We start from the raw sequence: 24,720 nt of genomic DNA on the forward strand, positions 1-24,720 counted from the left end.
CGACCTCATATAATTTCATTGAGCAGTCCCAGTAAGAAAAACTGACAATTTAAGGTTTATGCTTTCTAAAATTTATGCCAAAACGAACGGAATCAGAGAAAAGTTTTGAACTGTAAATTTTATCTGAAAATTGTAATAATTATTGTTAAATAGTATACTATTGTCAATGGTTAAATTATATAATTGAAATATTTTACCTTACAGGTTAATTATTTCAATTGACTTGTCGGAGGTCTTTCATTACAATGGTAGTAGAATATAGAACAAATAAACTTAGAAAGCAGTGCGAAAATCCTAGTATCGCACAAAAGGATTATGGATCAGGAATAGGAAATAGACTCACGCAGCGAGTCAGTGAGTTTCTTGCGGCTTCAACACTTGCTGACATCAAAGCTATTCCGGTTGCAAGACTACATAAACTTGAAGGAGACAGAAAAAACCAGTATGCTGTCGATCTTATGCATCCGCATCGTCTTCTCTTCAGACCTGTTATCGATGATGAAAGCAGCATAAAGAAGCTTGAACTGATTACCGTTATACAGATTGAGGAGGTGATCGACTATCATGGAAAAAACAACCGATAATAATTTCATTCCGACTGTTGCAGTTTCACCTGGAGAGACCATAAGAGAAAACATGGAGTATTTAGGCATGACACAGAAAGAACTGGCTCTTCGCATCCAGATTACCGAGAAACATTTAAGTAACATTCTTAATGGAACTTCTCCAATAACATATGATACAGCACTAAAACTGGAAACTGTCATCGGTCCTCGCGCTGAATTCTGGATGAAGCTTGAAGCGAACTATCAGCTGAATAAATCAAGACTGGAAGAAGAAGAAACGCTGAAGGAAGATCTCATCGTACTAAAAAATATTCCCTACAAAGATATGGCTGCCCATGGATGGGTATCCCCTGAGCGCGATCGTACGAAAAGAGTTAAGAACTGCCGAACATTTTTCGGCGTCTCATCGCTCCATTCCATAAAAGAATCCCATGCGGTGGCATTTAGAACACATACCAGTTCCAATCCCATATCAGATTATGGCATTCTTGCATGGCTGAGAAAAGCGGAAACAGAAGGAATCAGACAATCAGTTTCTCCCTTTAATAAATCAGCCTTAAGAAAACTGATTCCTGAATTCAGAGCATTGACTTTGCTTGCTCCACAGCAGTTCTATCCTCTCCTAGAAAATCGATGTAAAGAAGTTGGAATTGCATTGGTTCTCGTGGATTACATTCCAAAAACATATATCTGTGGTGCAACCATCTGGAAAGATCACAAAGCCATTGTAGCTTTAAGCGCACGAGGTAAAAGAGCAGATATATTCTGGTTCACTTTTTTCCATGAAGTGGCACATCTTCTGAACCATTCAAGAAAAGAAGTGCACATTCATTTTGAAAGCACAGAAGAAGAATCTCAAGCAGATGAAATCGCATCAAACTATCTGATCTCAAAAAAGGACTATGATCATTTCATTCTGCAGTATGACTATACCAATCAGGAAAGCATCAAAGAATATGCAGAGAAAATCGGAATTGCCCCCTTTGTTTTAGTTGGAAGACTTCAGCATGATCGCTACATAGACTTTTCAAAGTTTCATGATCTGATCCCCTCGTATGAAATCATTCACGCAGAGGAATAACCACTACAAAAATAACATGGGAAAACTTCAATAAAAGAGAGTTATAAGAGAACACAAAAAGCAACGGAGCTGCAAAATGATAAGCTCTTATCTAAGTAGACACTTGAAATAACAAAAGTTTCAAGAATACTTAGATAGGAGTTTTTCTTATGAGAAAAAGTAAATTTAGCAGTGCAGTTAAAATTGAGTACGTAGAAAAGTATCTGAGAGGGCAGATAAGCATTAGTGGTATCTGTAATAAGTTAAGGGTAGGATCTTCCACAGTTGAACTTTGGGTAAGAAAGTATAATACTTTTGGATCATCGGCTATCGACAAAGGGCGTGTCAACACAAGATATTCCAAGGAGCTTAAGTGCTTAGCAGTACAGGACTATCTTACTGGTAAAGGAAGTCTTAATGATGTATGTCATAAGTATAAAATTAGAAGCACTTGGCAGCTCAGAGAGTGGATAAAACTGTATAATGGTCATAAAGTACTCCGTTCCACCGGAGGCAAAGGGAGTGAAATCTATATGACCAAAGGACGTAGCACTTCATTGGATGAACGAATCGAAATAGTGAGCTATTGTATCGCACATAACAGAGACTATACTGCAACGATGGAGAAATACGGGGTATCCTATCAGCAGATCTACAGCTGGGTTTCCAAGTATGAGAAAAATGGTGTAGAGGGTCTCGTCGACAGACGAGGAAAGAGCAAGACACAGGAAGAAATGACTGAAGTCGAGCGCTTGCGCGCTGAAAAGAAGCTGATGCAGGCTGAAATCGAGCAGAAATCGATGGAGATCGACCTCCTAAAAAAACTCGAGGAACTGGAAAGGAGGCGACGCTAAGCGGAGTCCGTCAGGAACCGCTGTATCTAGCTATAAAGGAACTACATGAAGAAAAGGCATATCCCATTGAAAGGTTATGCAAAATACTGAATCTCAACAGATCCTCGTACTACAAATGGCTTCGGAGAAAGAAGAGCACCAGAGAAATCGAGAATGAGGATATTGTGCATAAACTCGCGACTCTGTACGGTAAGCACAAGGGTGTATATGGTTATAGAAGACTCAGAGATGAACTCAAAGAAGAATGTGGAACCATATGCTCCTATGGCCGCATATACAGGCTGACAAGCCTTGTCGGCTTGAAGTCGGTCATCCGACGAAAGCGACCTGCCTATCGCCGCTCGACTCCTGAGGTTACAGCGGAAAATATACTGAACAGAAACTTCACCGCTGAAAAACTCAATGAGAAGTGGCTGACCGATGTGACTGAGATGAAGTACGGCGATGGCAGGAAACTCTATCTCAGTGCAATCTTTGACCTTAAGGATAATGCGATCATTTCCTTTGCAATTGGTGCAAGCAACAACAACAAACTGGTTTTCGACACATTTGATCTTGCAGTCAAAAAATATCCTGATGCCCAACCACTGTTTCACAGTGACCGCGGTTTTCAGTATACCAACAAGAAGTTCAAGGAAAAACTTGATCAAGCCGGCATGGTGCAGAGCATGTCGCGCGTGGGACGCTGCATCGATAATGGTCCTATGGAGGGGTTCTGGGGAATCCTGAAGTCTGAAATGTACTATCTGAATGAGTTCCGTACCTATCATGAACTTCAGGAAGCCATCATCAAGTTCATTCATACATATAACTACGAACGCAGACAGAAGAGGCTCGATATCCTTGCGCCTATGTCTTACCGTGCTATCCTGGAAAAGGCAGCATAGAAAATGAGTCCCATCGAAGTGATGGAACTCAATAATTATTTTTGTTATTTATACTGTCTACTTGACTTAGAGCGGTTCAAAATCTCCTTTGCTTTTTGTGTATTCGCTTTCAATCCCTGCACGCAGTCCAGATTAATTACCCGAACAATCTTATATTCTCCTCAAATCAGCCGATAGTAATAAGGTACAGATAACATGTGACAGGAGTTCTTGAAGCAAAGGAAACGAAAAGACTCCGCGGTTCACATGAAACGAAATAAGCTGATGATAATGGAGGAATAATATGTTCAGGAAAAAATTGACCATGAACAAAATTGAAGATCAGATACAGACAGCAGCTCCCCAGAGCACTGAAGAGAACAGATACCAGGCGATTCTCCAAGACAAGGAGAAGTGCATTGTGTCCACCATGGGGGTGGTCAACGATCTTCTCCAGTATATGACCCGTCTTGATTATGTCAGAGAAATGATCATGGATGCCAATACCCAGGCGGAAATGATCCAGACCGTCGCTGCCAGCAGTGAAGAAATGACTGCAGCCACCGAGGACATCTCAAATTATGTCCAGAAATCCACTGACAACATGAGAACCGCCCGCGGGGAAACCGATGCGGCCCTGGACAAGGTGGAAAAGACCTTCTCCAGCGTGGAAGAAAACATCAGCGAGATTGATGGTGTCAAAGGAATCATGGCTGAAGTCACAGAAGAAACCGTGAAGATCAACGAACTGGTCAACGTGATCAAATCCGTGGCGGACCAGACCAATCTTCTTTCTCTCAACGCTTCCATTGAGGCTGCCAGAGCCGGTGAAAACGGACGCGGCTTTGCCGTAGTGGCCAATGAAATCAAGAAGCTTGCAGAAAGCACCAAAGAGCAGGTGGATATCATAAGGAAGATCGTGGATGGACTCAATGAGAAAATCGAACGTGCTTCTGATGAAATCGGTCGTGTGGTGAACAGTTTCGCTGATTCCAAAGACTCCATCAATGAAGCCACCAGCGGCATCTTCCAGATCAGCGGCATGATGAGCACTGTGGAGTCCAGCTTCACTTCCATATCAGCCAATGTGGAAGAACAGACAGCCACCACCCAGGAAATTGCAGCCAACATCATGGAAATCAACGAGAAATCCGCCTTATTGAAGGAGAAGACCCATCACACCGGTCAGTCCTTCTATGACATCTCCCAGAAAATCGATGAAGTCAGGCTGAACGCCCTAGCCTATGCCAGCACAAAGGATCCGAAAACCCTTATAGACCTGGCTGTCACAGACCATCTCATGTGGAAATGGAGAATCTACAACATGATTCTCGGGTATGTGAGCCTGGACACAACCACTGTCGGAAACCATTCCTCCTGCAGGCTTGGGAAATGGATTGCGACCCTTGACCTGAGTGACAGTAAAATCAGCAGCATCATTAAAAGCATTGAAAAACCGCACAGCGAGATTCACGTAGGTGCAAAGAAGGCCATCGAAGCCTATGAAGCGGGCAACATCGACGCTGCAGAAAGGCTACTCAAGGACATCGAAAGAAACTCAGGTATTGCAGTGAATCACCTTTCTGAACTCAGGAAAATCATCTGATCCCGTTCCTTCAATGAAAATAAACAGAAACCCCTATGGTCCTGATCCACTAGCGTACAAGGATCCTAGGGAGATGCCGCTGTAAAGCCAAAAGAAATGGTTTTACAGCGGCATTTTTCTTTGATTGATAGAAATATTTTAAAATATCTGCAGAAAATAGTTGAAAAGTAGACTAAATTAGTTTATGATGGATTCAAGTTAGTTGAAAAGTGGACTAATTAAATCAAAAATATATAAATTATATGGAGGAACATCATGAAAATAGGAATAATTGTAGGTAGCGTTAGAGAAGGAAGAAATGGAGATGCCGTTGGAAAGTGGATGTATGACTTTGCCAGCAGCAGAAAGGACGAAGATGTGGAATATGAACTGGTAGATCTCAAGGACTACAATCTTCCCTTCTTAGGCGCAGAAACCAATGAGCATCAGATGGCAGCCATCGGTGCATGGCTTGGAAAGATCGCATCTTTCGACGGATACGTGTTTGTCACCCCTGAGTACAACCGTTCAGTAGGTGGAGCATTCAAGAATGCACTGGACTATCTGGATGGAGAAATCAGAAACAAAGCTGTAGGTTATGTCGGATACGGCGGTCTTGGTGGAGCATTCGCTATACAGTCTCTGAGAGGAATCAACGCAGAGCGTTCACTCGCTTCTGTACGAACCATGGTCTCCTTCTCCCTGATGACAGACTTTGAAAACTTCTCGGTATTTACGCCAGCCCCCTATCATGAAGTGAACGCCAACACCATGCTGGATGAAGTGATCCTCTGGTCCAGAGCTTTTGAAACCATCAGGAAGGTGAGCTGATTGAAGAATATCCCCTATACCACTGGAAAGGCCAAACTGTCCAGTAGAACCCGTTTAGGGCTGGTCCATCTGAAAGTGAAGCATCTGAAACAGCAGATCGGCTTCTATCGTGAAGTACTGAAGATGACGCTTCATGAAGAAAGCGAAGATCATGCGGTACTTGGAGACAAAAAGAAGCCTCTTCTCTATCTCAGAAGAGTGGATGAGCTCAGAAGATATCATGACACCACCGGAATGTACCACTTCGCCCTCTTGTATCCCAGTGAGAAAGAGCTCGCCAAAGCCATCGCCTGGCTCTTTGCCCTGAAATACCCCAATGCGCCCACCGATCACGGCATGTCGAAAACCACCTATCTCAAAGATCTGGAGGGAAATGACATTGAGCTTTATGTGCGAACCGGAGAAAGAGGAAACTACATATCCAAAGACGGTGACCTGAAGTTTTTGTACACCGATGGCACCTTGACAGACGGAAGGGATCCTCTGGATCTTGACGACTTATATGCAACCCTTCAGGAGAATGAAGCCATCGAAGCACCACTGGAAGACATGGACATGGGTCACATCCACCTTTACGGATCCAGCCTTTTCTCCATGCTTACCTTCTACAGAGATATCATCGGCTTTGCTGAAGGGCTCATGATGACAAACTTTTCCATGGGCGATGTGGGTCTCGAAGAAAATCAGTACCATGTAGTCGCCTTCAATTCCTGGAAGCAGACAGATGTCCCCGCTCCGGAAGACGCAGCGGGCCTGGACTACTATACCCTGGTCCTTGCCGACAGAGAGGAGTATCTTTCTCTGAAGAACAGACTGGAAGAAGCACAGGTGGAGACCTTCATGGAAGAGGATGGAGAATATCTCTATGATCCTTCCCACATTAAAATCAGACTGGAAGTGGATACCGTAACAGCCTAGGAAAGATGCGCTTCTTCGGATTCATCCGCTGGCTTTTAGTTGAAAAGTAGACAGATAGACGATATAATAACATCATCATAAGAACAAGCTTTGAAGCCACAGGGCACTCAAAGCTTGTTTGTGCAAAATGGTGACGCTTTCAGTTTGTGATACCAGCGTTAGATATGGAAAGGAGGATGGAACAATGAATTTTGAAATCATGGATGCGCTTTACACAAAGCTTCTGAAAATCAATCATCTAATGAGCTCAAGACTTGCCGACATCGCCAGAGAAGAGGACCTGAACCCCTCGGAACTCATGATTGTTCTGGATGTGAAAAACAATCCTCATACAGATCTTCAGAGCGTCTGTGACAGACTGGGCATGAAGAAAAGCACTGCATCCAAAGCCATCCGGAAACTCATCGAAGTTGGCTATATCGAAAACCATGTCTGTGAGACCGACCAGAGAAAAGTCTCTCTCATAGGGAATGAAAGCTCCTGCCATGAACTCTGTAAAGAAAGCACTCTGCTGAGCACATTCAAGGACATCGACAATCCAAAATATGACGTGGATGTGATTCTGCGTTCACTGGACGATCTCCTGGAAATCCTATCTCCAGAAAGTACTGGGAAAAATGCGGAAGAATAGATGAGATGGACCTTGTGTCTATCAGAATATGAGTTTATACCTAAAAAGCGTTCCCATGGAATGCTTTTTTCTTTGGCTCATACTACACAAGGCCCCTTGGCCCTGGCAGGCAGCAATACATCCAGGATGAAAATACGGATTCATCACCTGTTCGCTCCATCAGCATCTCACTGAAACAGAGGAACCCTCCTATCACGCATAGGAGGGTTCTTTCTCATGTATGTACCGATTCATCTAGTAAGGTCCCGCTCTAAAGCTTCGGAAACCCTTCCTCATGCTTCATAAGCATTTCGCTGAGCTTCCTGTCCAGAAGATCCAGCGGATGGAGAAACACATCCACAAGAAGCTGCCCATCCAGCTGCTTTTCCTGACGGATCACTTCTCCATGAAGCTTTCTGTAATAAGGATTGGAAGGAGCAAAATGATGGTTATAGACCACCATCTTATCTCTACCCAGGGTTCTGTATTCACGGATCAGATTCCTGAGTAGCATCAGAGAGATGCCTTTCCCCCGATGGTCTTCCTCCACCCAGAGACCGTTCAGTTCCATGGCATTTTCCGCATCCGTCTCTTCCGCAAAGGAACCGAAGGCAGCGCCAAGAAGCTGTCCATTCAGAAATGCGCCAAGAAGGATTCTTCTGTCCTCATGCTCCTTCTCGCTTTGTGCCCATGCTGTGAAAAAACCCAGTTCATCCTCGAAGGAAAGTGCATGCTCCACTTTTCCTGCCAGCTCTTCCTGCCAGCATCGGACTTTAAGCTCTACAGCTGAGGAAACCTCCTCGGGTTGAAGCGTTCTAATTTCCACCATCTTCATTCACCTGCCACCTGAAAATTCTAGAGTATGGTATTGATGACTTCCAGCATCTCATCCGCTGTGGTCACGCTCTTGGCGTTGACCTGGTAGGCTCTCTGCGTGATGATCATATCCGTCATGCTGCCCACAAGATCCACATTGGACTTTTCAAGGGCTCTCTGCCTTACAGATGCATAAGCGCCTTCTGGATTATCCAGAGAGTTCTGAAGTGGCGCATCATTTCCGGGAAGATATTTTCCTTCCCCCAGTGAAATCAGCTGATCGCTGGAACCTGGCGTATAAAGGATGATTCTTCCTAAAGTCACGCCCTCACCATCAAGTCCCCTGCCTGAAACCAGGCCGTCCTCGCTGATGCTGATGTCGCTTTCTTCGCCCCACTGGCTTTGTGGAAGATAGGTTTCCATGCTGAGCAGATTCCCCTTCTCATCTGTAATGGAAGAGTCCCCGTTTTTCTGGAAAGCTCCGTTTCTTGTGAGCATCAGGTTCCCTTCAGGGTCCACCACCCCAAAGTATCCTCTGCCTTCCAGCGCCAGATGAAACGGACCTTCAGAACCCACAACGGTTCCCTGGGTGTGGTTCGTCTTGGCATAGACCGCTCTTGATCCGATGCTTATGGATGCGTTCTGCGCATTCTGAGACAGCTGCACCTGATTTTCTCCCATTTCATTCCGGAGAAGCTCACTGAAGTTCACTTCTTTCTTCTTGTATCCATTGGTATCTGAGTTTGCAATCTGATCCGCCACATTATCCATGACCTTCTGGGCAGTTCTCATGCCGCTGGTTCCGATTTTAAGACCATTAAACATCTATCCGTTCCCCCTAGTTTCTTCCGATTTCATTGACGGTTTTCTGAAGTGTTTCATTAAGCACCGAAAGAACCCTCTGGTTGGACTGGAATTCTCTGGATACTTCCATCATCTTCACCATCTCATCCATGATGTTCACATTGGCGTTTTCAAGATAGCCCTGGGTCACTTCCGCATCACTTGCCATGGGGTTTCCGCCACCGGTCATGTAGATGCTCTCTCCTCGCATTTCAAAAGCCGCTGTATCCTCGAAATCCGATACCATAAGGCGGATATCCGTACCGTTTATGTATCCCCTCTGGCTCACGGTGAGCACATCACCTGTCACATAGATCTCCGTGGGATTTCCCTGCCCGTTGACGCCCATGACAGGATACCCTTCCTGGGTCACCAGCCTCTGGTCCTCACTGACTCTGAAATTACCGTTTCTTGTGAATCCCGTTTCCCCGTTCTCAAGAGCCAAGGTGAAAAAACCTCGTCCGTTCAAGGCAAGATCCGTGGCGCTTCCTGTCTCCTTCAGGGAACCCTGAGAGAAGCTGGTTACTGCACCATCCACTTCCGTGCCCAGGTTGATGCTGCCAAGATGCACTCTTCTGTTGTTGTCCCTTCCTCCAGCATGATTGTAGAGTTCATGCTCCTCCATGGTTCTCTGGATCAGGTCCTGCATCTTGTAGCCTGGCGTATTCACATTGGCCGCATTGGCAGAGTTGTTCTCCTGCCTCTTCTGCAGCACATTCATCTGTCTGGTCACATTATAAAGACTTCTGATAATCATCTAGTTCTCCTCCTCTTCCAGGCTCACGCGCACTTCTTCCGGATAGACCATGCCTAGGTCTCTTGCTTTCTCTTCGATGCCTCGATCAAGGCTCATGATGCTGGACAGGTTCATGAGCATCGCTCCGATGAGGATTCCAGTACCCAGTGCCACATAGACCTCTGATTTTACTTTCTGTAGTGTTTCGATAAGTTTCTTAATAGTAAAACCTCCCCTTTCTTCATGCGGGTGATGTTGGCGATCTCCTGAACACTGAGTCCTTCTTCCTCGTAATCCAGGACCCTTCTGATGTTCTCCGGCATGGGTTTCTTCTTTGACGGTTCTTCCTGCTCTTCGATCTTTTCCTCCAGAATCTCATCAGGGACTTTTCGCACTTCCTCCATGATGAGATCAGAAGAAACGTCTTCTGTCGACTGCTTTTCCGTGGATGCACTTCCTGTTTCCATCTTCTCCAGAAGCTCTTTCTTCTCCATCTGCCACTTCAGAAGATGATCAAAGAGGCTTTTCTCCATTTCCGCCATGCGGTCCGTGAGATCCCTAACGCTTTCCTGGTCCTCTTCCCTTGTCCTCACTCTGGAGACTGCATCTTCCGATGTGTGCTCCACCTGCAGAAACGGCTGTCTGCCTAAGTCTCTTTCTTTTATGATGCCCATGATTCCGTACAGAATCAGCGCTGTACCTGTAAAAAGTAAAAAATAAAACATGATGATTCCTTCCTGCATGGCCTAGGCCATGAGTTCTCTTAATTTCAGAATGATCTTTCCATGGATCTGGGACACTCTGGGAATGGAGATTTCCATGGCATAGGCGATTTCCTTCAGTGTCAGTTCCTGCACATAGTAAAGATCCAGTATGATCTGTTCCCTTTCATTGAGTTTCTTCACCGCTTCTCGAAGAAGAAGTCTTCTCTCCTTCAGGAGATACTCTTCTTCCGGTGTTTCCGTATTCTGGTCCCGGATGAGATCCGAAAGCTCCACGGCTTTCCCGTCTCTGTGAAAAAGCGTCGTCTCGAAAGACACCTTGGAGAGATAATGCACTGTCTCGTGGAGCTTTGAAAGCTCCTTCTCACTGATGCCCAGTTCCTCGCAGATCTGGTGCTCATCAGGACTTCTCTTCAGCTCCTGCTCCAGTCTCTCCTTTGCTCCATAGTAGTCATTGAGCTTGGAAATCCTGTCTCTGGAAACGCGACCGGTCCTTCTCATCTCGTCTATGATGTTCCCTTTGATTCTCAGGGTCGCGTATGCTTCAAAAGGCACCGCCTTACGAGGATCAAACTTCTTCAGCGCATCGATGAGACCGATGACGCCGATGGAGAACAGATCGTCCTTATCCAGGTCTCCCTCTCCAGGGTCTATTCTCCCTACGATTCTCTTCACCAGTGGGATGTATTTAATTACCAGGTCATTATAATCCGGCTTGGCATCTGGATAACCCATGGGTCACCTCCCGTACTATTTCCTGCCCATTTTCCTCATGATCTGAAAGACATAGTTCACGATCATTTCCTGGGTCTTTTCTAGTATATCGTCAAATCTGATTCCGTAGAAATAGCGGATGCCTGAAGGATTCACGATCATCTGCTTATGCATCACGGTCCCCCTCAATATCTGCTCCTCATTTCGGATCGGAAACTTCAGAATGATTTTCTGCCCTTCACTGATGTCTTCCTCGCAGAAAAGCTTCAGCCCTCCTGCACTGATATCCAGCATCATGCCGGCTTTCATGTGCTTTTCCAGCTCATCTTCCACTCTGGTAAGATCCCTGGAAAAAGCCACAGATTCAATAAGATTACGGTCTGCTGTATAGGTCATCGGATCAGAACACTCCACTCTGACGTAATTTCTTCTCTGGACGCTTTTCCATCCTGCAATCTTGGATATGGTGTAGGTGGGCGCTTCCGCGCTGATTCTGCCCGCGATGACCCCATGAAACCGGACCCCTTTGTTTTTCTTGAATACGACCCCAGTGATTTTTTCTCCAGGCTGAAAGAGCCTGAAGTTTCTGTCATCAGCGGGTATGGAAAAACTGATGGTGTCATCGGTTCTGTCCGTGATCATCCCCTCCAGGGCGCTTCCATCATCGCATGTGATATGTAGTTTCTCTCTGATATCAATCCATTCCATATTTCTACCCCTATTACGTACCGAATATTTTCATAAAGCGATTTCCAAGCTGTTTTATGGTTGAAATATTGCTTATGAATACAGTTTCGTCTAATATTATACCAGCTATATCATGTATATTTCCACTAGATAATGCATTAGGGTACGACAGTATGACTGGTTCCTGTTTCATGATAGCTTTCTCTACTCGAGAATCATCGAAGATATATCCGCAGTTTTCCAGCTCCAGTGAAAGAAAGGCCTTGCAGGTGGATTCCAGCTTCTCAAAAGCCTCCTCTGCATGTTCTTTCGATGAGACCTTGTTCACGATGAGCTTCACCGTGGACTTCAGCTCATAATGACTGATGGTCTTGAGCACCCGATAGGCATCGGTGATGGCTGTAGGTTCGGGCGTCGTCACAAGAATCACTTCATGGGCGAAGGTGATGAAACTGAGCGTTTCTCTGCTGATGCCCGCTCCGTTGTCGATGACCATGACATCAAACCCGCCCAGCTCGATGAGGTCCTTTATGAGGGTCTTCTGGGCCTTCTCATCCAGCAGGTTCATCTCCAGAAGACCTGCTCCTCCTGAGATCACCTTGATGCCTCTCGGCCCTTCATAGATGATCTCGGCAAGCTTTACTCGTCCTTCCAGATAGTCGAAGAGATCATGCTCATAGTGGATGCCCATGAGGATGTCTGCATTGGTCATGCCGATGTCCGCATCCATGAGAAGCACTTTCTTGCCCTTGTCTGCCATGGCGATGGAGAGATTCACAGAGACATTGGTCTTCCCCACGCCTCCTTTTCCGCTGACCACCGCATAGATCTTCACCAGACCGTCTGGTATGCGTTCCGCCTCTTCTTCCGTTGCCTCTGTCAGCACCTCCATAGAAACCACTGTGCTCTCTTCGTCTGCCGGTTTCCCGGTTTCCATGTGTTTCTCTTCCTGTGCTTCCATGATGTCCTGCATCTTTTCCTCTTCCATGGGAGGCGTCGAAGCTTTCTCTTCCGCTCTGTTTCTTTTGTAGCGTTTTGAAGCCATCATTCTCTTTCTTAGGGATTCCGCCTGATCATTCATACTGAAGCTCCCTCCACAGATAGGATAGGACATTCTCAAGGGATGCTTCCATGATGTCCTCCGGAACCACCTGGCCATGACAGAAATACTGCACCGGCAGTACATTGTTCTCCATCATGTTCCAGAAATTGTTGTAGTTCTCCACTTCGTCGAATTTCGTGAGAATGATGGAATGATAGGAGAGCTCCTTGTATTTCTTCATGATGCGGTTGTTGGTGTCCACCTGGGAGGACATGCTGATGGCTAGATAGGTATGCCTTTCTTCGGGCAGCTCATTCAGATAGGACCGGATCTCGTCTATACGGTCCTCATCTTTCGGACTGGCTCCGATGGTGTCCACAAGAATGATGTCACAGTCCTTCAGAAGATTCAGCTTCTTTCTGATATCCTTGGGCTGACTCACGGTGACGCATTTGATGCCCAGAATCTTCGCATACTTTCTCAGCTGCTCCACCGCGGCGATTCTGTAGGTGTCGATGGTGAGAAGGCCCACCTTCTGATCCTTTTCCAGAAGCTCTCTGGAAGCGATCTTGGCGATGGTGGTGGTCTTGCCTACTCCAGTGGGTCCCACCAGCACGTTGATTCTCCCGAAGGGCAGCTCCTTGTCGTAGGCATGGTCCACATAGGTCTTTGCAATGAATGACCTGATTCTCTCCAGGGTGATTTCCTCCCCCTCCAGCGCCTCATTTCTCACATGGTTCTCCCAGCGTTCCCGGATTTTCTCGTCTCTCCCGAAGATCCTTTGAAGCCTGGCGTTCTCCTTTTCCTTCAGCGCCTTCTCCTCTGCCTTCGCTTTTTCTCTTTCCAGCAGAATCTGATTGAACTTCTCCTTTTCTCTGGTGTTCTTTTCATGGACATTCTCTTCCAGTGCCACGGTGACTTCCAGCATTCTCTTTCGGAAGAGTCTGTACCATTTCCCTGGCCTTACCATCTTCTGACTGATGATGATGGCGTCAGTGCCCAGTTCATATTTCGCCCGGACCATGGCTTCCTTCATGTCGTTTACCACATATTTCTTTATGATCATCTGAATTCCACCATCCCTACTACTTCTATGGGTATATCATTGGGTACTTCATTGAGCGACAAGACCGTGAAATCCGGAAATGTCATGGCAATGAGATTCTTCAGCGCTGTCCTGATCTTCGGTGAAGCCAGAATCACGGTCTGATGCCCTTTCATCATGGCTTCATCGTAAGCGCTGCGTATGCTTCCGAAGATCCTTGTGATCATCTCCGGTTCCAGCACCGGTATGGAGCCGTTCATGGACTTGTGGATGTTGGACCCGATGAGGTCCTCCAGCTGAGGATCGATGGTCACAACCTTCAACTCCCCTTCCTGGTCCAGATGATCTTTCACGATGGTTCTCTGGAGCTTATGACGTACATGCTCTGTGAGAATCTCCGTATCCTTGATGGATACGCCGTGGTCCGCCAGTGTTTCCAGGATGGTCACAAGATCGATGATGGGCACATTCTCCCGGAGAAGATTCTGAAGCACCTTCTGCACTTCTCCAAGACTCAGAATGCCGGGGATCAGCTCTTCCACAATGACGCCGTATTTCTCTCTGATTTCATCCACCAGAAGCTTGGTTTCCTGTCTGCCCAGGAGCTCATAGGAATGCTTTCGCACCAGTTCCTTCAGATGGGTCACAAGAACCGTGGCCGGTTCCACGATGGTGTATCCGGAAAGGTCCGCCCTTTCCTTGTCCTTCTCCTCGATCCAGAGTGCAGCAAGGCCGAAGGCCGGTTCCACTGTTTCGATGCCTGTGAGATCGAAGTCCTGGGTACCGGGATCGATGACCAGGTATTTGTTCACATAGATCTCGCCTCTTGCGATCTGATTCCCCTTGATCTTGATCACATACTCATGGGGGTCCAGCTGCAGGTTGTCTCGTATCCGGATGGGACTGATGAGAATCCCCATTTCCCTGGCGCACTGCTTCCGGATGGAAGTGATGTGCTCCACAAGATTGGTGTCAGCGCCTTCATCCACCAGTGGAATCAGGCCGTAGCCGATTTCAAGGGAGATGGGTTCCACCTGGTAGGAAGTGACGGATTCTTCCGTTTCCTTGAAGCTGGACGCTTTCTTCTTCTCCTCCATCTTCACCTTCCTCTTGGCCTCATCCTTGTCGTTCTCGTAGACCAGGTAGGCGGAAGCGCCCAGAAGGGCAGCCATGCCTGCAAAAGGTGCCGTGGGAAAGGCCGGTACAAGCCCGATGGCAAGGATCACCACGGCGCCGATGCCCATGACTTTCCAGCCGGAAAACAGCTCGTCTTTGAAGGTGGAGCCGAAGCTCTTGTCATTGCCGGAACGGGTGACGATCATACCAGACGCCACGGAGATGAGAAGGGAAGGAATCTGACTGACCAGGCCGTCACCGATGGTGAGTCTACCGAAATGACCGATGGATTCCATGATGGTCATGCCCCCCTGCAGGGAGAAGATGATGATGCCGCCCACAAGATTGATGAGGGTGATGATGATCCCCGCGATGGCATCCCCTTTGACGAACTTGGACGCACCGTCCATGGAGCCGTAGAAATCCGCCTCTCTCTGCAGATCCTGTCTTCTCTTTTTCGCCGTCTCCTCGTTGATGAGACCGGAATTAAGATCCGCATCGATGGCCATCTGCTTTCCGGGCATGGCATCCAGAGTGAATCTTGCACCCACTTCGGATACTCTGCCTGCACCGTTTGTGACCACCACCATCTGTACGATGGTGATGATGATGAAGATCACCGCACCCACCACATAGTTGTTTCCCGTGACGAAGGTGGCGAAGGCATTGATGACTTCTCCTGCCTTTCCTTCGGAAAGGATGAGCCTGGTGGAGGAGATGTTAAGACCCAGACGGAACATGGTCATGACCAGGAGCATGCTGGGAAAGATGGAGAATTCCAGCACGGTCTTGGTGAAGAGGGTCAGGACCAGAATCATGATGGAGATGGTCAGGTTCACCGTCAGAAGAAGGTCCAGAAGAAATGCCGGCATGGGCAGGATGATGATGGCAATGATGCCCACCACCGCAAAAGCCACCAGGATTTCCGTGTATTTACTTAGACTGCTTAAGGACGCTCTTACGCTCTGCATGCTTCTTTTCTCCTATCTAGTACAGTTTCTTTTTCCTCTTCATGGTGAACACCAGGGCAAGGATTTCCGCAATGGCCTGATACATTTCCAGGGGCACCGAGCTGCCCGGTTCCACCTTGTAGTACATGCCTCTTGCCAGGGGCTTGTTCTCGATGATGGGAATATCCATTTCCTTGGCTTTTTCCCTGATCTTCATGGCCATGTAGTCCAGCCCCTTGGCCATGACCACAGGCGCTTCGTCCACCCCCTGCTCATAGCGGATGGCGATGGCGATATGGGTGGGGTTCGTGATGATCACCGTGGAGGCTTCCACCCCCTGCATGGTACGCGCCATGGACATTTCACGCTGCTTCTGCTGTCGCTTGGATTTGATCTTGGGATCCCCTTCCATCTGCTTGTACTCGTCTTTGATCTCCTGCTTGGTCATCATGAGATTCTTCTTGTAGTCCTTCTTCTGGAAGATGAAATCCAGTACGCCCAGGATGATCATGAAAGATGCGATGCCGATGCTTAAGGTTCTCACCGTATCCATGAAGAATGTGAAGATCTTCTCCACGCCTACACCGCCCAGATTCATGATGGGCACCATGACCTTCTGAAGACCCGTATAGGTGAGATATCCTACGATGAGAAGCTTCATGAGGCTTTTGAAGAGATTGAAAAGCGCCTTCTTCGAAAAGATGTTCTTCATGCCTTCTACTGGATTAAGCCTCTTGAAATCCGGTTTCAGGGGCTGCAACGTGAAGAGAAACCCCACCTGAATCACATTGACCACCACACCCACAAAGACCGCAATGAGTCCGAAGGGAAAGAAGATCAGAAGAATCTTCATGACATACTCGACAAGGAGATTGCCCGCAAAGCTCGGGGTCAGTCCTTCCTCCACATGATAGGTCAGGGCAAGGCTCATAAACTCCACCGAGTTCTGCAGAAGATAGTTTCCAAGGGACCCCAGGAGCAGCGCAAAGACCAGAAAGGATACAGAAGAGACCAGATCCTGGCTCTTGCTTACCTGCCCCTTCTTTCTGCTGTCCCGGAGCCGCTTGGGGGTGGCTTCCTCGGTTTTCGAATGTTTATCCTGCTGCATATGCGCTCCCTTACCTGAACATCTCTACGGCTTTCGTAACATAATCGGTCATCATGAAAAGCGTCTTTCCTGCATGATTCATGAAAGATCCGGCAAGAAAGAGAAAGAGGACCATCCCCAGAAGGGATTTCAGCGGCATCCCCAGCATGAACACATTGATCTGAGGCACCGACCGGTTGATGAGTCCCATGACGATGTCCGTCACCAGAAGCACCACCAGCATGGGCGCCGCGATACTGAAGGCGATCTTGAAGGACAGAGAAAAGAGAAAGAGGATTCCTTCCAGACTGATGCCTGAAAATCCCACCTGTCCCGGCAGAGCCACCTGGAAAGAGTCCATGAGGGATAGAAGCATTGTATGGTGCAGATTCAGCATGAAGAACACCATGATGCTCATCCAGTAGAAGAGTCTTCCATAGTAGGAAGAGGTAGCGCCGCTGGACGGATCATAGACCGCGCCCATGGAATAGCCCACCTGAAAGTCGATGAGCTGACCTGCCATTTCCACCGCGGAGAATATGAGTTTAGCCGCAAAGCCCATGGCAAGTCCGATGATGACTTCTCTTGCCACCGCCAGCATGAAGAGCAGCAGCTCTTCATAAACAAGAATCTCAGGACTTCTGGTATAGACCAGAAAGCTGAGGATCAGGGAAAGAAAGACTTTCATCGTCCCCGGCATGCTCTTATGGGAAAACCCGGGCACCACCACAATGAAGGAGGTGATCCTTGCCATGATGTATAGAAAGGCCTGTACCTGAAGTGTAAACATAGCGCCTCCCTAGAGCTTGTCGATGAGGTCGAAGGACTGATTCATAAAGGCCATGAGTGTATTCATCATGAAGGCGCCCAGTAGAATCAGCGAAAAAAGCACTGCAATCATCTTGGGCACAAAGGTCAGGGTCTGTTCCTGAACCTGAGTCGTGGCCTGAAGAATACTGATGATCAGTCCCACCACCATGGCGATGAGAAGGATCGGCGTCGCCGCCTTGATGGTCGTCATAAAGGCACTTCTAAGAAGATCCAGCGCCATAACCTGATTCATAAAACATCCCTCCTTAACTGAATCCGCGCAGCAGTGATTCCACCACCAGATACCATCCATCCACCAGAATGAACAGAAGGATCTTGAAGGGCAGCGAGATCATGGCCGGCGGCAGCATGAACATACCCATGGACATGAGAATCGAGGAGACCACGATGTCCATGACAAGAAACGGCAGAAACAGAATGAATCCGATGGAGAAGGCCATTCTCAGCTCACTGATGGTGAAAGCCGGAATGATCACCGTAAGAGAAAGCTCCATGGGATCCTCTATGTTTTCAAGGTTTCCCGCTCTCATGAACAGCGCCAGATCCTTTTCCCGGGTCTGCTCCAGCATGAACCGCTTGATGGGCACAGCCCCCGCATCCAGAGCTTCCTCCTGGGTCAGGGTCTCTTCCAGAAACGGTGTCACCGCCTGATCCATGACCTGGTTGTAGACCGGAGTCATGACAAAAAGGGTGATGAAAAGGGCCAGTCCCATGAGCACCTGATTGGGCGGTGTCTGCTGGGAGCCCATGGCATTTCTGAGGAAGGAAAGTACCACCACCACCCGTGTGAAGCAGGTGGTCAGAATCACAAATGCAGGAACCAGAGTGAGAATGGTCAGAAGGAGAAAAATCCTCACCGTATCCACCGTGGCCTGGGGAGAGTTGTCCGAATTGCTGAAATTGATGCCGAAATCACCCAGATTCAGGGCATAGACCGTTTCTCCCTTTCCTGAAAGAAGCATCCATCCCATGACAAAGGCGATGAGTATCCATATACGTTTCTTATTCACTGTCTTTCCTCATTTTCCATAAATTCGCCAGGGGATTCTCCTCAAGCTTTCTTCTTTTCTCCTCTAGTAGGTCTTCGATCTCTTCCCGGTCCAGATCCCTCAAGATCTTCACTTCCCCGGAAGTGACGCTGGCCAAGTGGTAGTCCCTGCCGACCTTGATCACCGCCAGAAAAGACTGATTGGTCAGCATGGTCTTCTCCACGATTCTTACATAGGTCGTGTTTCCGTCTGTGACTTTCTTCCCGAAACGGAGCACCACATAGGCAAGTCCCAGCACGAAAGCCAGCGCCAGAAAGGTCTGTAGCAGGGAAAATATCAGTTTTAAATCCATCTTTTCTCCTTCTACTGGATCAGAAAGTCCGTAAAGTAGATTTCCTTCACCAGGTCTTCTCCCAGGGCCACATTGATGCTGGTCCTGATTTTCACTTTCGCTGCGGCAAGGCCACCCTCCAGCAGCAGATCATCGGGTTTGTACTCCATGAGGTCTTTTATGATGAGATCCCGGATCTGGCTGGTCTTATTCTCCAGCACCATTCCGTAATCCTCTTCCGTATAAAGCAGAGACATCTGAGTCTTCAGGTAAGTGGATCCCCTTCCTTCCGTATCCAGATTCACCACAAAGCTTTCCAGCGGCATCACATATTCCTCATGCTTCTGAAACTTCGATATCACATCCGAAAGGCTGATGTCTGTAGCGATGAAGACCATGGATACAGCGCCGATCAGGATAACGAAACTCATGATGATGATGATAATGATGAGCGCATTGGGTTTCTTCTTTTCTTTCACATCTTCTAACTGTTGTGCCAAAACTATTCCTCACCTTCCATAATTATTAAGAGATTGACTCTTCTGTTCAGTGCCCGGTTCTGGGGCGTACTGTTGTCTGCAATGGGTCTGAACTCACCGTATCCGATGGCGGAGAGTCTGTTTTCCGGTATATCCTTCACCTCGCACAGATAACGGACCACCGCCGTGGCTCTGCCGGAAGACAGTTCCCAGTTGGTGGGGAATCTGAAGGACTGCTGCGGAATGTTGTCCGTATGTCCTTCTATGACGATTTCATTGTCGAACTGCAGAAACAGTCCTTCCAGATTGCCCAGAATCTCCTGACCGCCTTCTTTGATCTGGGCTTCACCAGGTTCAAAGAGGATGGCTTCCTTGATGTTCACAAAGACGCCGTTCCGGTTGAGACTCACGGAAACATCCGCTTCCAGGCCCTCTTCTTCCACATAGTCCTTCACCTGGTTGTACATCTCCAGTGTGCTTTCCTTGATCTTGGGATCCTCAGGGTCTTCCTGCTGCTCATACTGGGGATTGTCCAGAGGAATGTCATCATTGGGACCATCTTCCTCAATGATGCTGGAGCTGGTCTCTCCGGAGAGAACCGACTGCAGGGACTCACTGATGGTCTTGAACTTGATGGCATCGATGCTGGAAATCGAATAAAGGAGAATAAAGAAGGTGAGAAGAAGCGTCATCATGTCCGAAAAAGTGGCCATCCATGCCGGTGCACCGGTGGCTGGTGTTTCTGTCGTCTTTCTCTTCTTTCTTTCTCTACTCATAGGATAAGGCCTCTTGTGTGGATACCTTCTCTTCCTTCATCATGGTCATCTCTTCCGGTGAAAGATAGGTCACCAGCTTTTCTTCCAGAATTCTGGGGTTGGTTCCCGCCTGGATTTCAATGATGCCCTCGATGGCCATTTCCTTGGAAAGCATTTCCTCATTGGTCTGTACACTTAAATTGCTGGCTATGGGAATGAACACCAGGTTCGCCAGAAGAGAACCGTAGAATGTGGTGATGAGGGCTACGGCCATTCCTGAACCGATGGCAGCGGCATCCTGCAGATTCGCCAGCATGACGATGAGCCCGATGAGGGTTCCAAGCATACCGAAGGCAGGCGCAAGCTCTCCCCATTTGCTGAAAATATTCTGTCCCATACGATGTCTTCTTTCCGTGGTTTCCATTTTAAGGGTCAGAATCTCTCTGATGATGTCCGGCTCGATGCCGTCCACCACCATCTGAAGTCCTGTGACCATGAACTCATCCTCCATGCCCGTAAGATCATCCTCCAGGGCCAGAAGCCCGTCTCTTCTTGCTTTTCTTGCAAGTTCCGAGAAGGTGGTGATGAGTCTTACCCTGTCCTGTTCCGGTTTCTCGATGAGCAGCTTCAGGATCTTTGGCACCTTCATCAGATCCTTTGAAGGAAAACTGATGAGAAGGGCTGCAAAGGATCCCCCTGCCGTCACGGCTATGGATGATAAACTGATGAAACTTCGGATGTCTCCACTGGTCATGATGGAGATCACGAGAATGGCAAATCCGGAAACCAGACCTATGATTGCTGTATAACTTTTCTTCATTTACTTTCTATACCTCCAGACTTCCTGCATAGATCTTTCTTTTGTAGGCTATGATTCTGTCAATGATAATTTCAGGTCTTTCTGTGACTCTCATGGTTTTCCCGTCGGTCAGCGTGATGACCGTGTCAGGTAGCGCTTCTATTTTCACCACAAGGTCTGTGTTCAGATAAAATTCCGTTCCGCTTAGGGTTGTAAGTCGTATCATACGGCCTTCCTTTCGCTTCCGCTTTCCTTCGGAAAGAAGGACGCTTTATGCGATCCTCTTTCCTGAAAGAAAAGTTCTAAGCCAGATTTCACTATCTCTTCAGACTTAACAGTTCCTGAAGCATTTCATCGGATGTGGTGATGGTTCTTGAGTTGGCCTGGTAGGACCTTGAAGTGACGATGAGCTCCGTGAATTCGTTGGCTAAATCCACATTGGACATCTCCAGGACACCCTGTCTTATGATGCCAAATCCGTCGGTGTTGGCAGAGCCTACCACAGGCGCACCGGAGTTGTTGGATGCTCTGTAGTTGTTGTTCCCCACTTTTTCTAGACCTGCACTGTTGTCAAACTTCGCCACAGCCAGTCTTCCAATGGTGTAGACATTACCGTCGCTGTATACGCCGGAAATGATACCGCTTCCGTCGATGGAGAAGGTCTGAAGATCCACCTGCACATTCATTGCTGCACCGTTTTCATCAAGAATAGGGTTATTATCCCCATCCACCAGTGGTATCACGTTCCCTTCTTCATCCAGAGCATCGATGGTGTTCAGAATTTTAAGTGGTGCAGGAGCTTCCTGTCCCTCTTCTTCAAATCCGAGAACACGATATCCGCCCGCATTGACCAGATTCCCGTTGTAGTCTCTGTAAAAGGCTCCATCTCTTGTATAGTACTTCATCTGGGCATCCGCATCCTGTGACACCATGAAGAATCCTGTTCCTTCCACAGCCAGGTCCAGATCTCTGTTGGTGGGCTGCAGGGCACCGTCGGTCATGATGGTGTCGATGGCGCCGACCTTGACACCAAGCCCCACCTGCTGGGCATTGATTCCACCTAAGTTTTCTGCTGTAGGACCCTGGGCATTGGCAAGAGTCTGGCTCAGCATGTCCTGGAAACGCACTCTTCCGGATTTGAATCCTGTGGTGTTGACATTGGCGATGTTGTTACCTAAAACGTCCATCTTGGTCTGGTTGCTTCTCATTCCGCTTACGCCTGAGTAAAGTGATCTTAACATATGTATTTTCCCTCCTAGGATTTCAATTTATTCTGATTTTTCCTTGTACCCGTATCCGTCGTTCAACGGGCCTTTTTTAATGGCTTCCTCAAGAGGTCCGGCCATTCTTATCTTATGCTTACTGCACTGTCGATGTTTGTTATGGTCTCCATTTCCTCATTTCTCATGGCTGTGATGATGGTCTTGTTTCTGATGCTGGCAATGAAGGCCGCATCCTTGTAGAGAAGCAGACTTTCCCGGGCACCCTTTTTCTCCAGGGTATCCACCGCATCGTTGATCTTCACCATATCCTCTTCCGAGAGTGTGATCTGTCTTTTTTCCATTCTCTCCTGTGCGTGGGCGGAAAGCTTTACGGTTTCCTTCGTCTTTTTCAGGGATTCCAGATAGAGTCTTTCAAAATCACCGCCGGGTTTTCTCTCCACTTTCCCATGGTTTCCCTGGGATGGGATGATCTGTCCGTTCTGAATCTTAAATGACATGTCTATTCACCTCCCACTTCCTGCACCATGTACATGGGATATTCGCTGCCTCCTATGACAGGATAGGCCAGTCCTTCTCTGTATCTGACTTTGTCCACAACGCCTTCTATGGTGTTTTCTCCGTCAAAAACGGATACTTTCTTTCCCACCAGTGAAAAGGACAGCTGCTGCTGAGATAGGGTGTTCATGTTCTCCATGCTTTCCGATAATGCGCTCAGCTGCTCCAGCATGGTGAACTGGGCCATCTGGGCAATGTATTCTCCTGTGTCTGCACTGTTTCCGCCCATGGGATCCAGGTTCTGAAGCTGTGCGGTCATGATTTTCAGAAAGTCATCCACGCCCATGGCGTCATTGGCTTTTGCCGCATTTTCCGTATTCATGGCTTCATTTGGAATACCGATTCCATTGATTCTCATATGTTCTCCTTTCCTTCTCTAGGCGAGAAGATTGATTTCCTTCAGGTTTCTCTCGGGATTTGTCATCCCATAGTCTGTAGTCTCTGCTTTTCTTACCTGATAGCCTCTGAAAGGATTCTGCATCTGTCTTTGTCCCTGATGCCTCTGTTGATTCCCTTCCCCTCTGTCTCCTACACCTACTTCGAATTTACCGATCTGGATGTTCTGCTTCAGGCTGTTAGAAAGCTCGTCCAGTCTTTCCGTGAAGATCTGCCTGATTTCCCGATTCTCCAGGAGAATCTTGCCGGAAAGCTTTCCGTCTTCCATGGTCAGCGTGATTTCCATCTTGCCCATCTCTTCCGGATGAAGATTCACCTTCATGGTGGTTCTGTCTCCTTCTCGGATGGTTTCCACGGTCTTCATGATTTCTTCTGCCGCATTTTCGAATGTCTTCTCGAAATTGATGTGCTCAGGTGTTTTCGTCTGAGAAGTCTCCTGAAACTCTCTGAGCTTCATTTCATGATTCGGATTCACGGTTTCTGTGAGCATACCGGACTCTTCCGAAGAAGTATGCGCTTGCTTCACTGGTTCTTTCCCATTCAGGTTCATGAATCCTTTCTCACTCTCTCTGGTTTCTTCCACATCGGCATTCAGCCTCGGATTTGTCCCTGAAGCTTCCCTCTCTTTAAGCGTTTCCATTGCCGCTGCTTCATCTGCCGTTTCCTTCTGCAGTTTCCCGGTGGGATCTGAAACCTCTGATTTCTTGTAACCAGTCAGCTCTTCCGGTTTCTCCTGCTGATGGATATTCTTCAGTGTGTCTGCAAATTCCTCTGTTTTCCCTTCTACCGTTTTCATGACATTTTCAGCCAGAATCCCTGTTTTCCCCTGGTCTTCTGGAATATCGATGAGTTTCGGATTCCTTGCTTCCAGATGGTCTTTCAGGGCAATCATCTCTTCTCGTGTCCGGCCAGTAAGGGCACTCACCGGATTCTTTTCAGTCTGAGATTTGTCCACAGCACTTTCAGCTTCTTCCACAATTCCTGCTGCAGCCTGTTCATGGATCTCCTTTAAAGGCGCCTGCGTCTCCGGTTTCATTTCAGGAAAGAGGTTCATGGCGGCCATTTCTTCCTCCTGTTCAGGGTTGTCTCGGGTCACTTCCATATCCTTCTCTTCTTCCGATTTTTCCCTTTTCAGCTCTTTCTTCTCAGGGGCGTTTCTTTCTATGGTTGTGGAGAGAATCTCCTTGAATGCGCTTTTGCCGCTGATCTCCTTTTTCGCTTCCGGCTTAGGTATGTTCACTGCATTTCTGATCCGCATGGTCTCTGTTGTCATTTTTTCTCACCTCCTTTCAATATCAGGCACTGGTGCCCTTT

Annotated in this window: 31 protein-coding genes and 1 pseudogene; 9 read left to right on the forward strand and 23 right to left on the reverse strand. The window is 47.6% G+C overall.

Going from position 1 to position 24,720, the window contains the following annotated elements; all coding sequences use genetic code 11:
- Nucleotides 1–245: 245 nt before the first annotated feature.
- From ACHAL6_RS01940 to ACHAL6_RS01980, 9 genes and pseudogenes are all read left to right on the forward strand, one after another.
- Nucleotides 246–584 (forward strand): hypothetical protein, encoded by a 339-nt coding sequence (locus ACHAL6_RS01940; protein ID WP_395268464.1) that lies wholly within the window; start codon nt 246–248, stop codon nt 582–584.
- Entirely contained in the window at nt 565–1,647 is a 1,083-nt protein-coding gene (locus ACHAL6_RS01945; protein WP_395268465.1) for a HigA family addiction module antitoxin, read from the forward strand. Before ACHAL6_RS01940 ends, ACHAL6_RS01945 begins: the two co-directional genes overlap by 20 nt.
- 149 nt (nt 1,648–1,796) lie before the next feature.
- Nucleotides 1,797–1,931, forward strand: a pseudogene (locus ACHAL6_RS01950) (transposase); the annotation flags it as partial.
- A 228-nt stretch (nt 1,932–2,159) separates the two neighbouring features.
- Nucleotides 2,160–2,480, forward strand: a complete 321-nt coding sequence (locus tag ACHAL6_RS01955) for a helix-turn-helix domain-containing protein (protein ID WP_395268783.1) — start codon at nt 2,160–2,162, stop codon at nt 2,478–2,480.
- A 20-nt stretch (nt 2,481–2,500) separates the two neighbouring features.
- A complete protein-coding gene (locus tag ACHAL6_RS01960; RefSeq protein WP_395268784.1) occupies nt 2,501–3,367 on the forward strand; it encodes an IS3 family transposase in 867 nt (288 codons plus the stop codon).
- Nucleotides 3,368–3,671: 304 nt separating this feature from the next.
- Nucleotides 3,672–4,952, forward strand: a complete 1,281-nt coding sequence (locus tag ACHAL6_RS01965; RefSeq protein ID WP_395268466.1) for a methyl-accepting chemotaxis protein — start codon at nt 3,672–3,674, stop codon at nt 4,950–4,952.
- Nucleotides 4,953–5,207: 255 nt separating this feature from the next.
- Nucleotides 5,208–5,762 (forward strand): NADPH-dependent FMN reductase, encoded by a 555-nt coding sequence (locus ACHAL6_RS01970; protein ID WP_395268467.1) that lies wholly within the window; start codon nt 5,208–5,210, stop codon nt 5,760–5,762.
- Nucleotides 5,763–6,680, forward strand: a complete 918-nt coding sequence (locus ACHAL6_RS01975; protein ID WP_395268468.1) for a VOC family protein — start codon at nt 5,763–5,765, stop codon at nt 6,678–6,680.
- A gap of 184 nt (nt 6,681–6,864) precedes the next feature.
- Nucleotides 6,865–7,311, forward strand: a complete 447-nt coding sequence (locus ACHAL6_RS01980) for a MarR family winged helix-turn-helix transcriptional regulator (RefSeq protein WP_395268469.1) — start codon at nt 6,865–6,867, stop codon at nt 7,309–7,311.
- A gap of 250 nt (nt 7,312–7,561) precedes the next feature.
- Here the strand turns inward: ACHAL6_RS01980 and ACHAL6_RS01985 are convergent, their stop codons facing one another.
- From ACHAL6_RS01985 to ACHAL6_RS02095, 23 genes are all read right to left on the reverse strand, one after another.
- Nucleotides 7,562–8,125: a GNAT family N-acetyltransferase gene (locus ACHAL6_RS01985; RefSeq protein ID WP_395268470.1), complete on the reverse strand. Its 564-nt coding sequence runs from the start codon at nt 8,123–8,125 to the stop codon at nt 7,562–7,564.
- 20 nt (nt 8,126–8,145) lie between these two features.
- The gene (locus ACHAL6_RS01990) at nt 8,146–8,931 is read right to left on the reverse strand and encodes a flagellar hook-basal body protein (RefSeq protein ID WP_395268471.1); all 786 of its coding nucleotides are present in this window, start codon (nt 8,929–8,931) and stop codon (nt 8,146–8,148) included.
- Between the two features lie 13 nt (nt 8,932–8,944).
- Nucleotides 8,945–9,706, reverse strand: a complete 762-nt coding sequence (locus tag ACHAL6_RS01995; protein ID WP_395268473.1) for a flagellar hook-basal body protein — start codon at nt 9,704–9,706, stop codon at nt 8,945–8,947.
- Nucleotides 9,707–9,859, reverse strand: coding sequence for a hypothetical protein (locus ACHAL6_RS02000; protein ID WP_395268474.1), 153 nt, complete (start codon nt 9,857–9,859; stop codon nt 9,707–9,709).
- Between the two features lie 14 nt (nt 9,860–9,873).
- Nucleotides 9,874–10,410, reverse strand: coding sequence for a hypothetical protein (locus tag ACHAL6_RS02005; protein ID WP_395268476.1), 537 nt, complete (start codon nt 10,408–10,410; stop codon nt 9,874–9,876).
- Nucleotides 10,411–10,431: 21 nt separating this feature from the next.
- The gene (locus ACHAL6_RS02010) at nt 10,432–11,142 is read right to left on the reverse strand and encodes a sigma-70 family RNA polymerase sigma factor (protein WP_395268477.1); all 711 of its coding nucleotides are present in this window, start codon (nt 11,140–11,142) and stop codon (nt 10,432–10,434) included.
- Between the two features lie 15 nt (nt 11,143–11,157).
- Entirely contained in the window at nt 11,158–11,829 is a 672-nt protein-coding gene (locus ACHAL6_RS02015) for a flagellar brake protein (RefSeq protein WP_395268478.1), read from the reverse strand.
- A 13-nt stretch (nt 11,830–11,842) separates the two neighbouring features.
- Nucleotides 11,843–12,889, reverse strand: a complete 1,047-nt coding sequence (locus ACHAL6_RS02020) for a MinD/ParA family protein (RefSeq protein WP_395268479.1) — start codon at nt 12,887–12,889, stop codon at nt 11,843–11,845.
- The gene (locus tag ACHAL6_RS02025) at nt 12,882–13,916 is read right to left on the reverse strand and encodes a hypothetical protein (protein WP_395268480.1); all 1,035 of its coding nucleotides are present in this window, start codon (nt 13,914–13,916) and stop codon (nt 12,882–12,884) included. The genes ACHAL6_RS02020 and ACHAL6_RS02025 overlap by 8 nt, the downstream gene beginning before the upstream one ends.
- On the reverse strand, nt 13,913–15,982 hold the full coding sequence (gene flhA, locus ACHAL6_RS02030; RefSeq protein WP_395268482.1) for a flagellar biosynthesis protein FlhA: 2,070 nt from the start codon (nt 15,980–15,982) through the stop codon (nt 13,913–13,915). The genes ACHAL6_RS02025 and flhA overlap by 4 nt, the downstream gene beginning before the upstream one ends.
- Nucleotides 15,983–15,998: 16 nt before the next feature.
- Entirely contained in the window at nt 15,999–17,069 is a 1,071-nt protein-coding gene (gene flhB / locus ACHAL6_RS02035; protein ID WP_395268483.1) for a flagellar biosynthesis protein FlhB, read from the reverse strand.
- 10 nt (nt 17,070–17,079) lie between these two features.
- A complete protein-coding gene (gene fliR, locus ACHAL6_RS02040) occupies nt 17,080–17,838 on the reverse strand; it encodes a flagellar biosynthetic protein FliR (protein ID WP_395268484.1) in 759 nt (252 codons plus the stop codon).
- Between the two features lie 9 nt (nt 17,839–17,847).
- On the reverse strand, nt 17,848–18,111 hold the full coding sequence (gene fliQ, locus ACHAL6_RS02045) for a flagellar biosynthesis protein FliQ (protein WP_395268485.1): 264 nt from the start codon (nt 18,109–18,111) through the stop codon (nt 17,848–17,850).
- Between the two features lie 13 nt (nt 18,112–18,124).
- Nucleotides 18,125–18,889, reverse strand: coding sequence for a flagellar type III secretion system pore protein FliP (gene fliP, locus ACHAL6_RS02050; protein WP_395268486.1), 765 nt, complete (start codon nt 18,887–18,889; stop codon nt 18,125–18,127).
- On the reverse strand, nt 18,882–19,220 hold the full coding sequence (locus ACHAL6_RS02055) for a flagellar biosynthetic protein FliO (protein ID WP_395268487.1): 339 nt from the start codon (nt 19,218–19,220) through the stop codon (nt 18,882–18,884). Before ACHAL6_RS02055 ends, fliP begins: the two co-directional genes overlap by 8 nt.
- Nucleotides 19,221–19,231: 11 nt before the next feature.
- A complete protein-coding gene (fliL, locus tag ACHAL6_RS02060; protein WP_395268488.1) occupies nt 19,232–19,699 on the reverse strand; it encodes a flagellar basal body-associated protein FliL in 468 nt (155 codons plus the stop codon).
- Between the two features lie 2 nt (nt 19,700–19,701).
- Nucleotides 19,702–20,454 carry a flagellar motor protein MotB gene (locus ACHAL6_RS02065; protein ID WP_395268489.1) on the reverse strand — a complete coding sequence of 251 codons (753 nt, stop codon included), beginning with the start codon at nt 20,452–20,454 and terminating at the stop codon, nt 19,702–19,704.
- Complete coding sequence (locus tag ACHAL6_RS02070) at nt 20,447–21,253, reverse strand: motility protein A (protein WP_395268490.1); 807 nt, start codon at nt 21,251–21,253, stop codon at nt 20,447–20,449. Before ACHAL6_RS02070 ends, ACHAL6_RS02065 begins: the two co-directional genes overlap by 8 nt.
- Before the next feature lie 7 nt (nt 21,254–21,260).
- Nucleotides 21,261–21,458: a flagellar FlbD family protein gene (locus ACHAL6_RS02075; RefSeq protein ID WP_395268492.1), complete on the reverse strand. Its 198-nt coding sequence runs from the start codon at nt 21,456–21,458 to the stop codon at nt 21,261–21,263.
- Nucleotides 21,459–21,549: 91 nt separating this feature from the next.
- Nucleotides 21,550–22,473 (reverse strand): flagellar hook-basal body complex protein, encoded by a 924-nt coding sequence (locus ACHAL6_RS02080; protein ID WP_395268494.1) that lies wholly within the window; start codon nt 22,471–22,473, stop codon nt 21,550–21,552.
- 107 nt (nt 22,474–22,580) lie between these two features.
- On the reverse strand, nt 22,581–22,952 hold the full coding sequence (locus tag ACHAL6_RS02085; protein WP_395268496.1) for a TIGR02530 family flagellar biosynthesis protein: 372 nt from the start codon (nt 22,950–22,952) through the stop codon (nt 22,581–22,583).
- A gap of 2 nt (nt 22,953–22,954) precedes the next feature.
- Nucleotides 22,955–23,368, reverse strand: a complete 414-nt coding sequence (locus ACHAL6_RS02090) for a flagellar hook assembly protein FlgD (protein ID WP_395268498.1) — start codon at nt 23,366–23,368, stop codon at nt 22,955–22,957.
- An 18-nt stretch (nt 23,369–23,386) separates the two neighbouring features.
- On the reverse strand, nt 23,387–24,679 hold the full coding sequence (locus ACHAL6_RS02095; protein WP_395268499.1) for a flagellar hook-length control protein FliK: 1,293 nt from the start codon (nt 24,677–24,679) through the stop codon (nt 23,387–23,389).
- Nucleotides 24,680–24,720: the final 41 nt, after the last annotated feature.

This window comes from Proteiniclasticum sp. C24MP (genome assembly GCF_043951855.1).
Taxonomy (GTDB): Bacteria; Bacillota; Clostridia; order Clostridiales; family Clostridiaceae; genus Proteiniclasticum.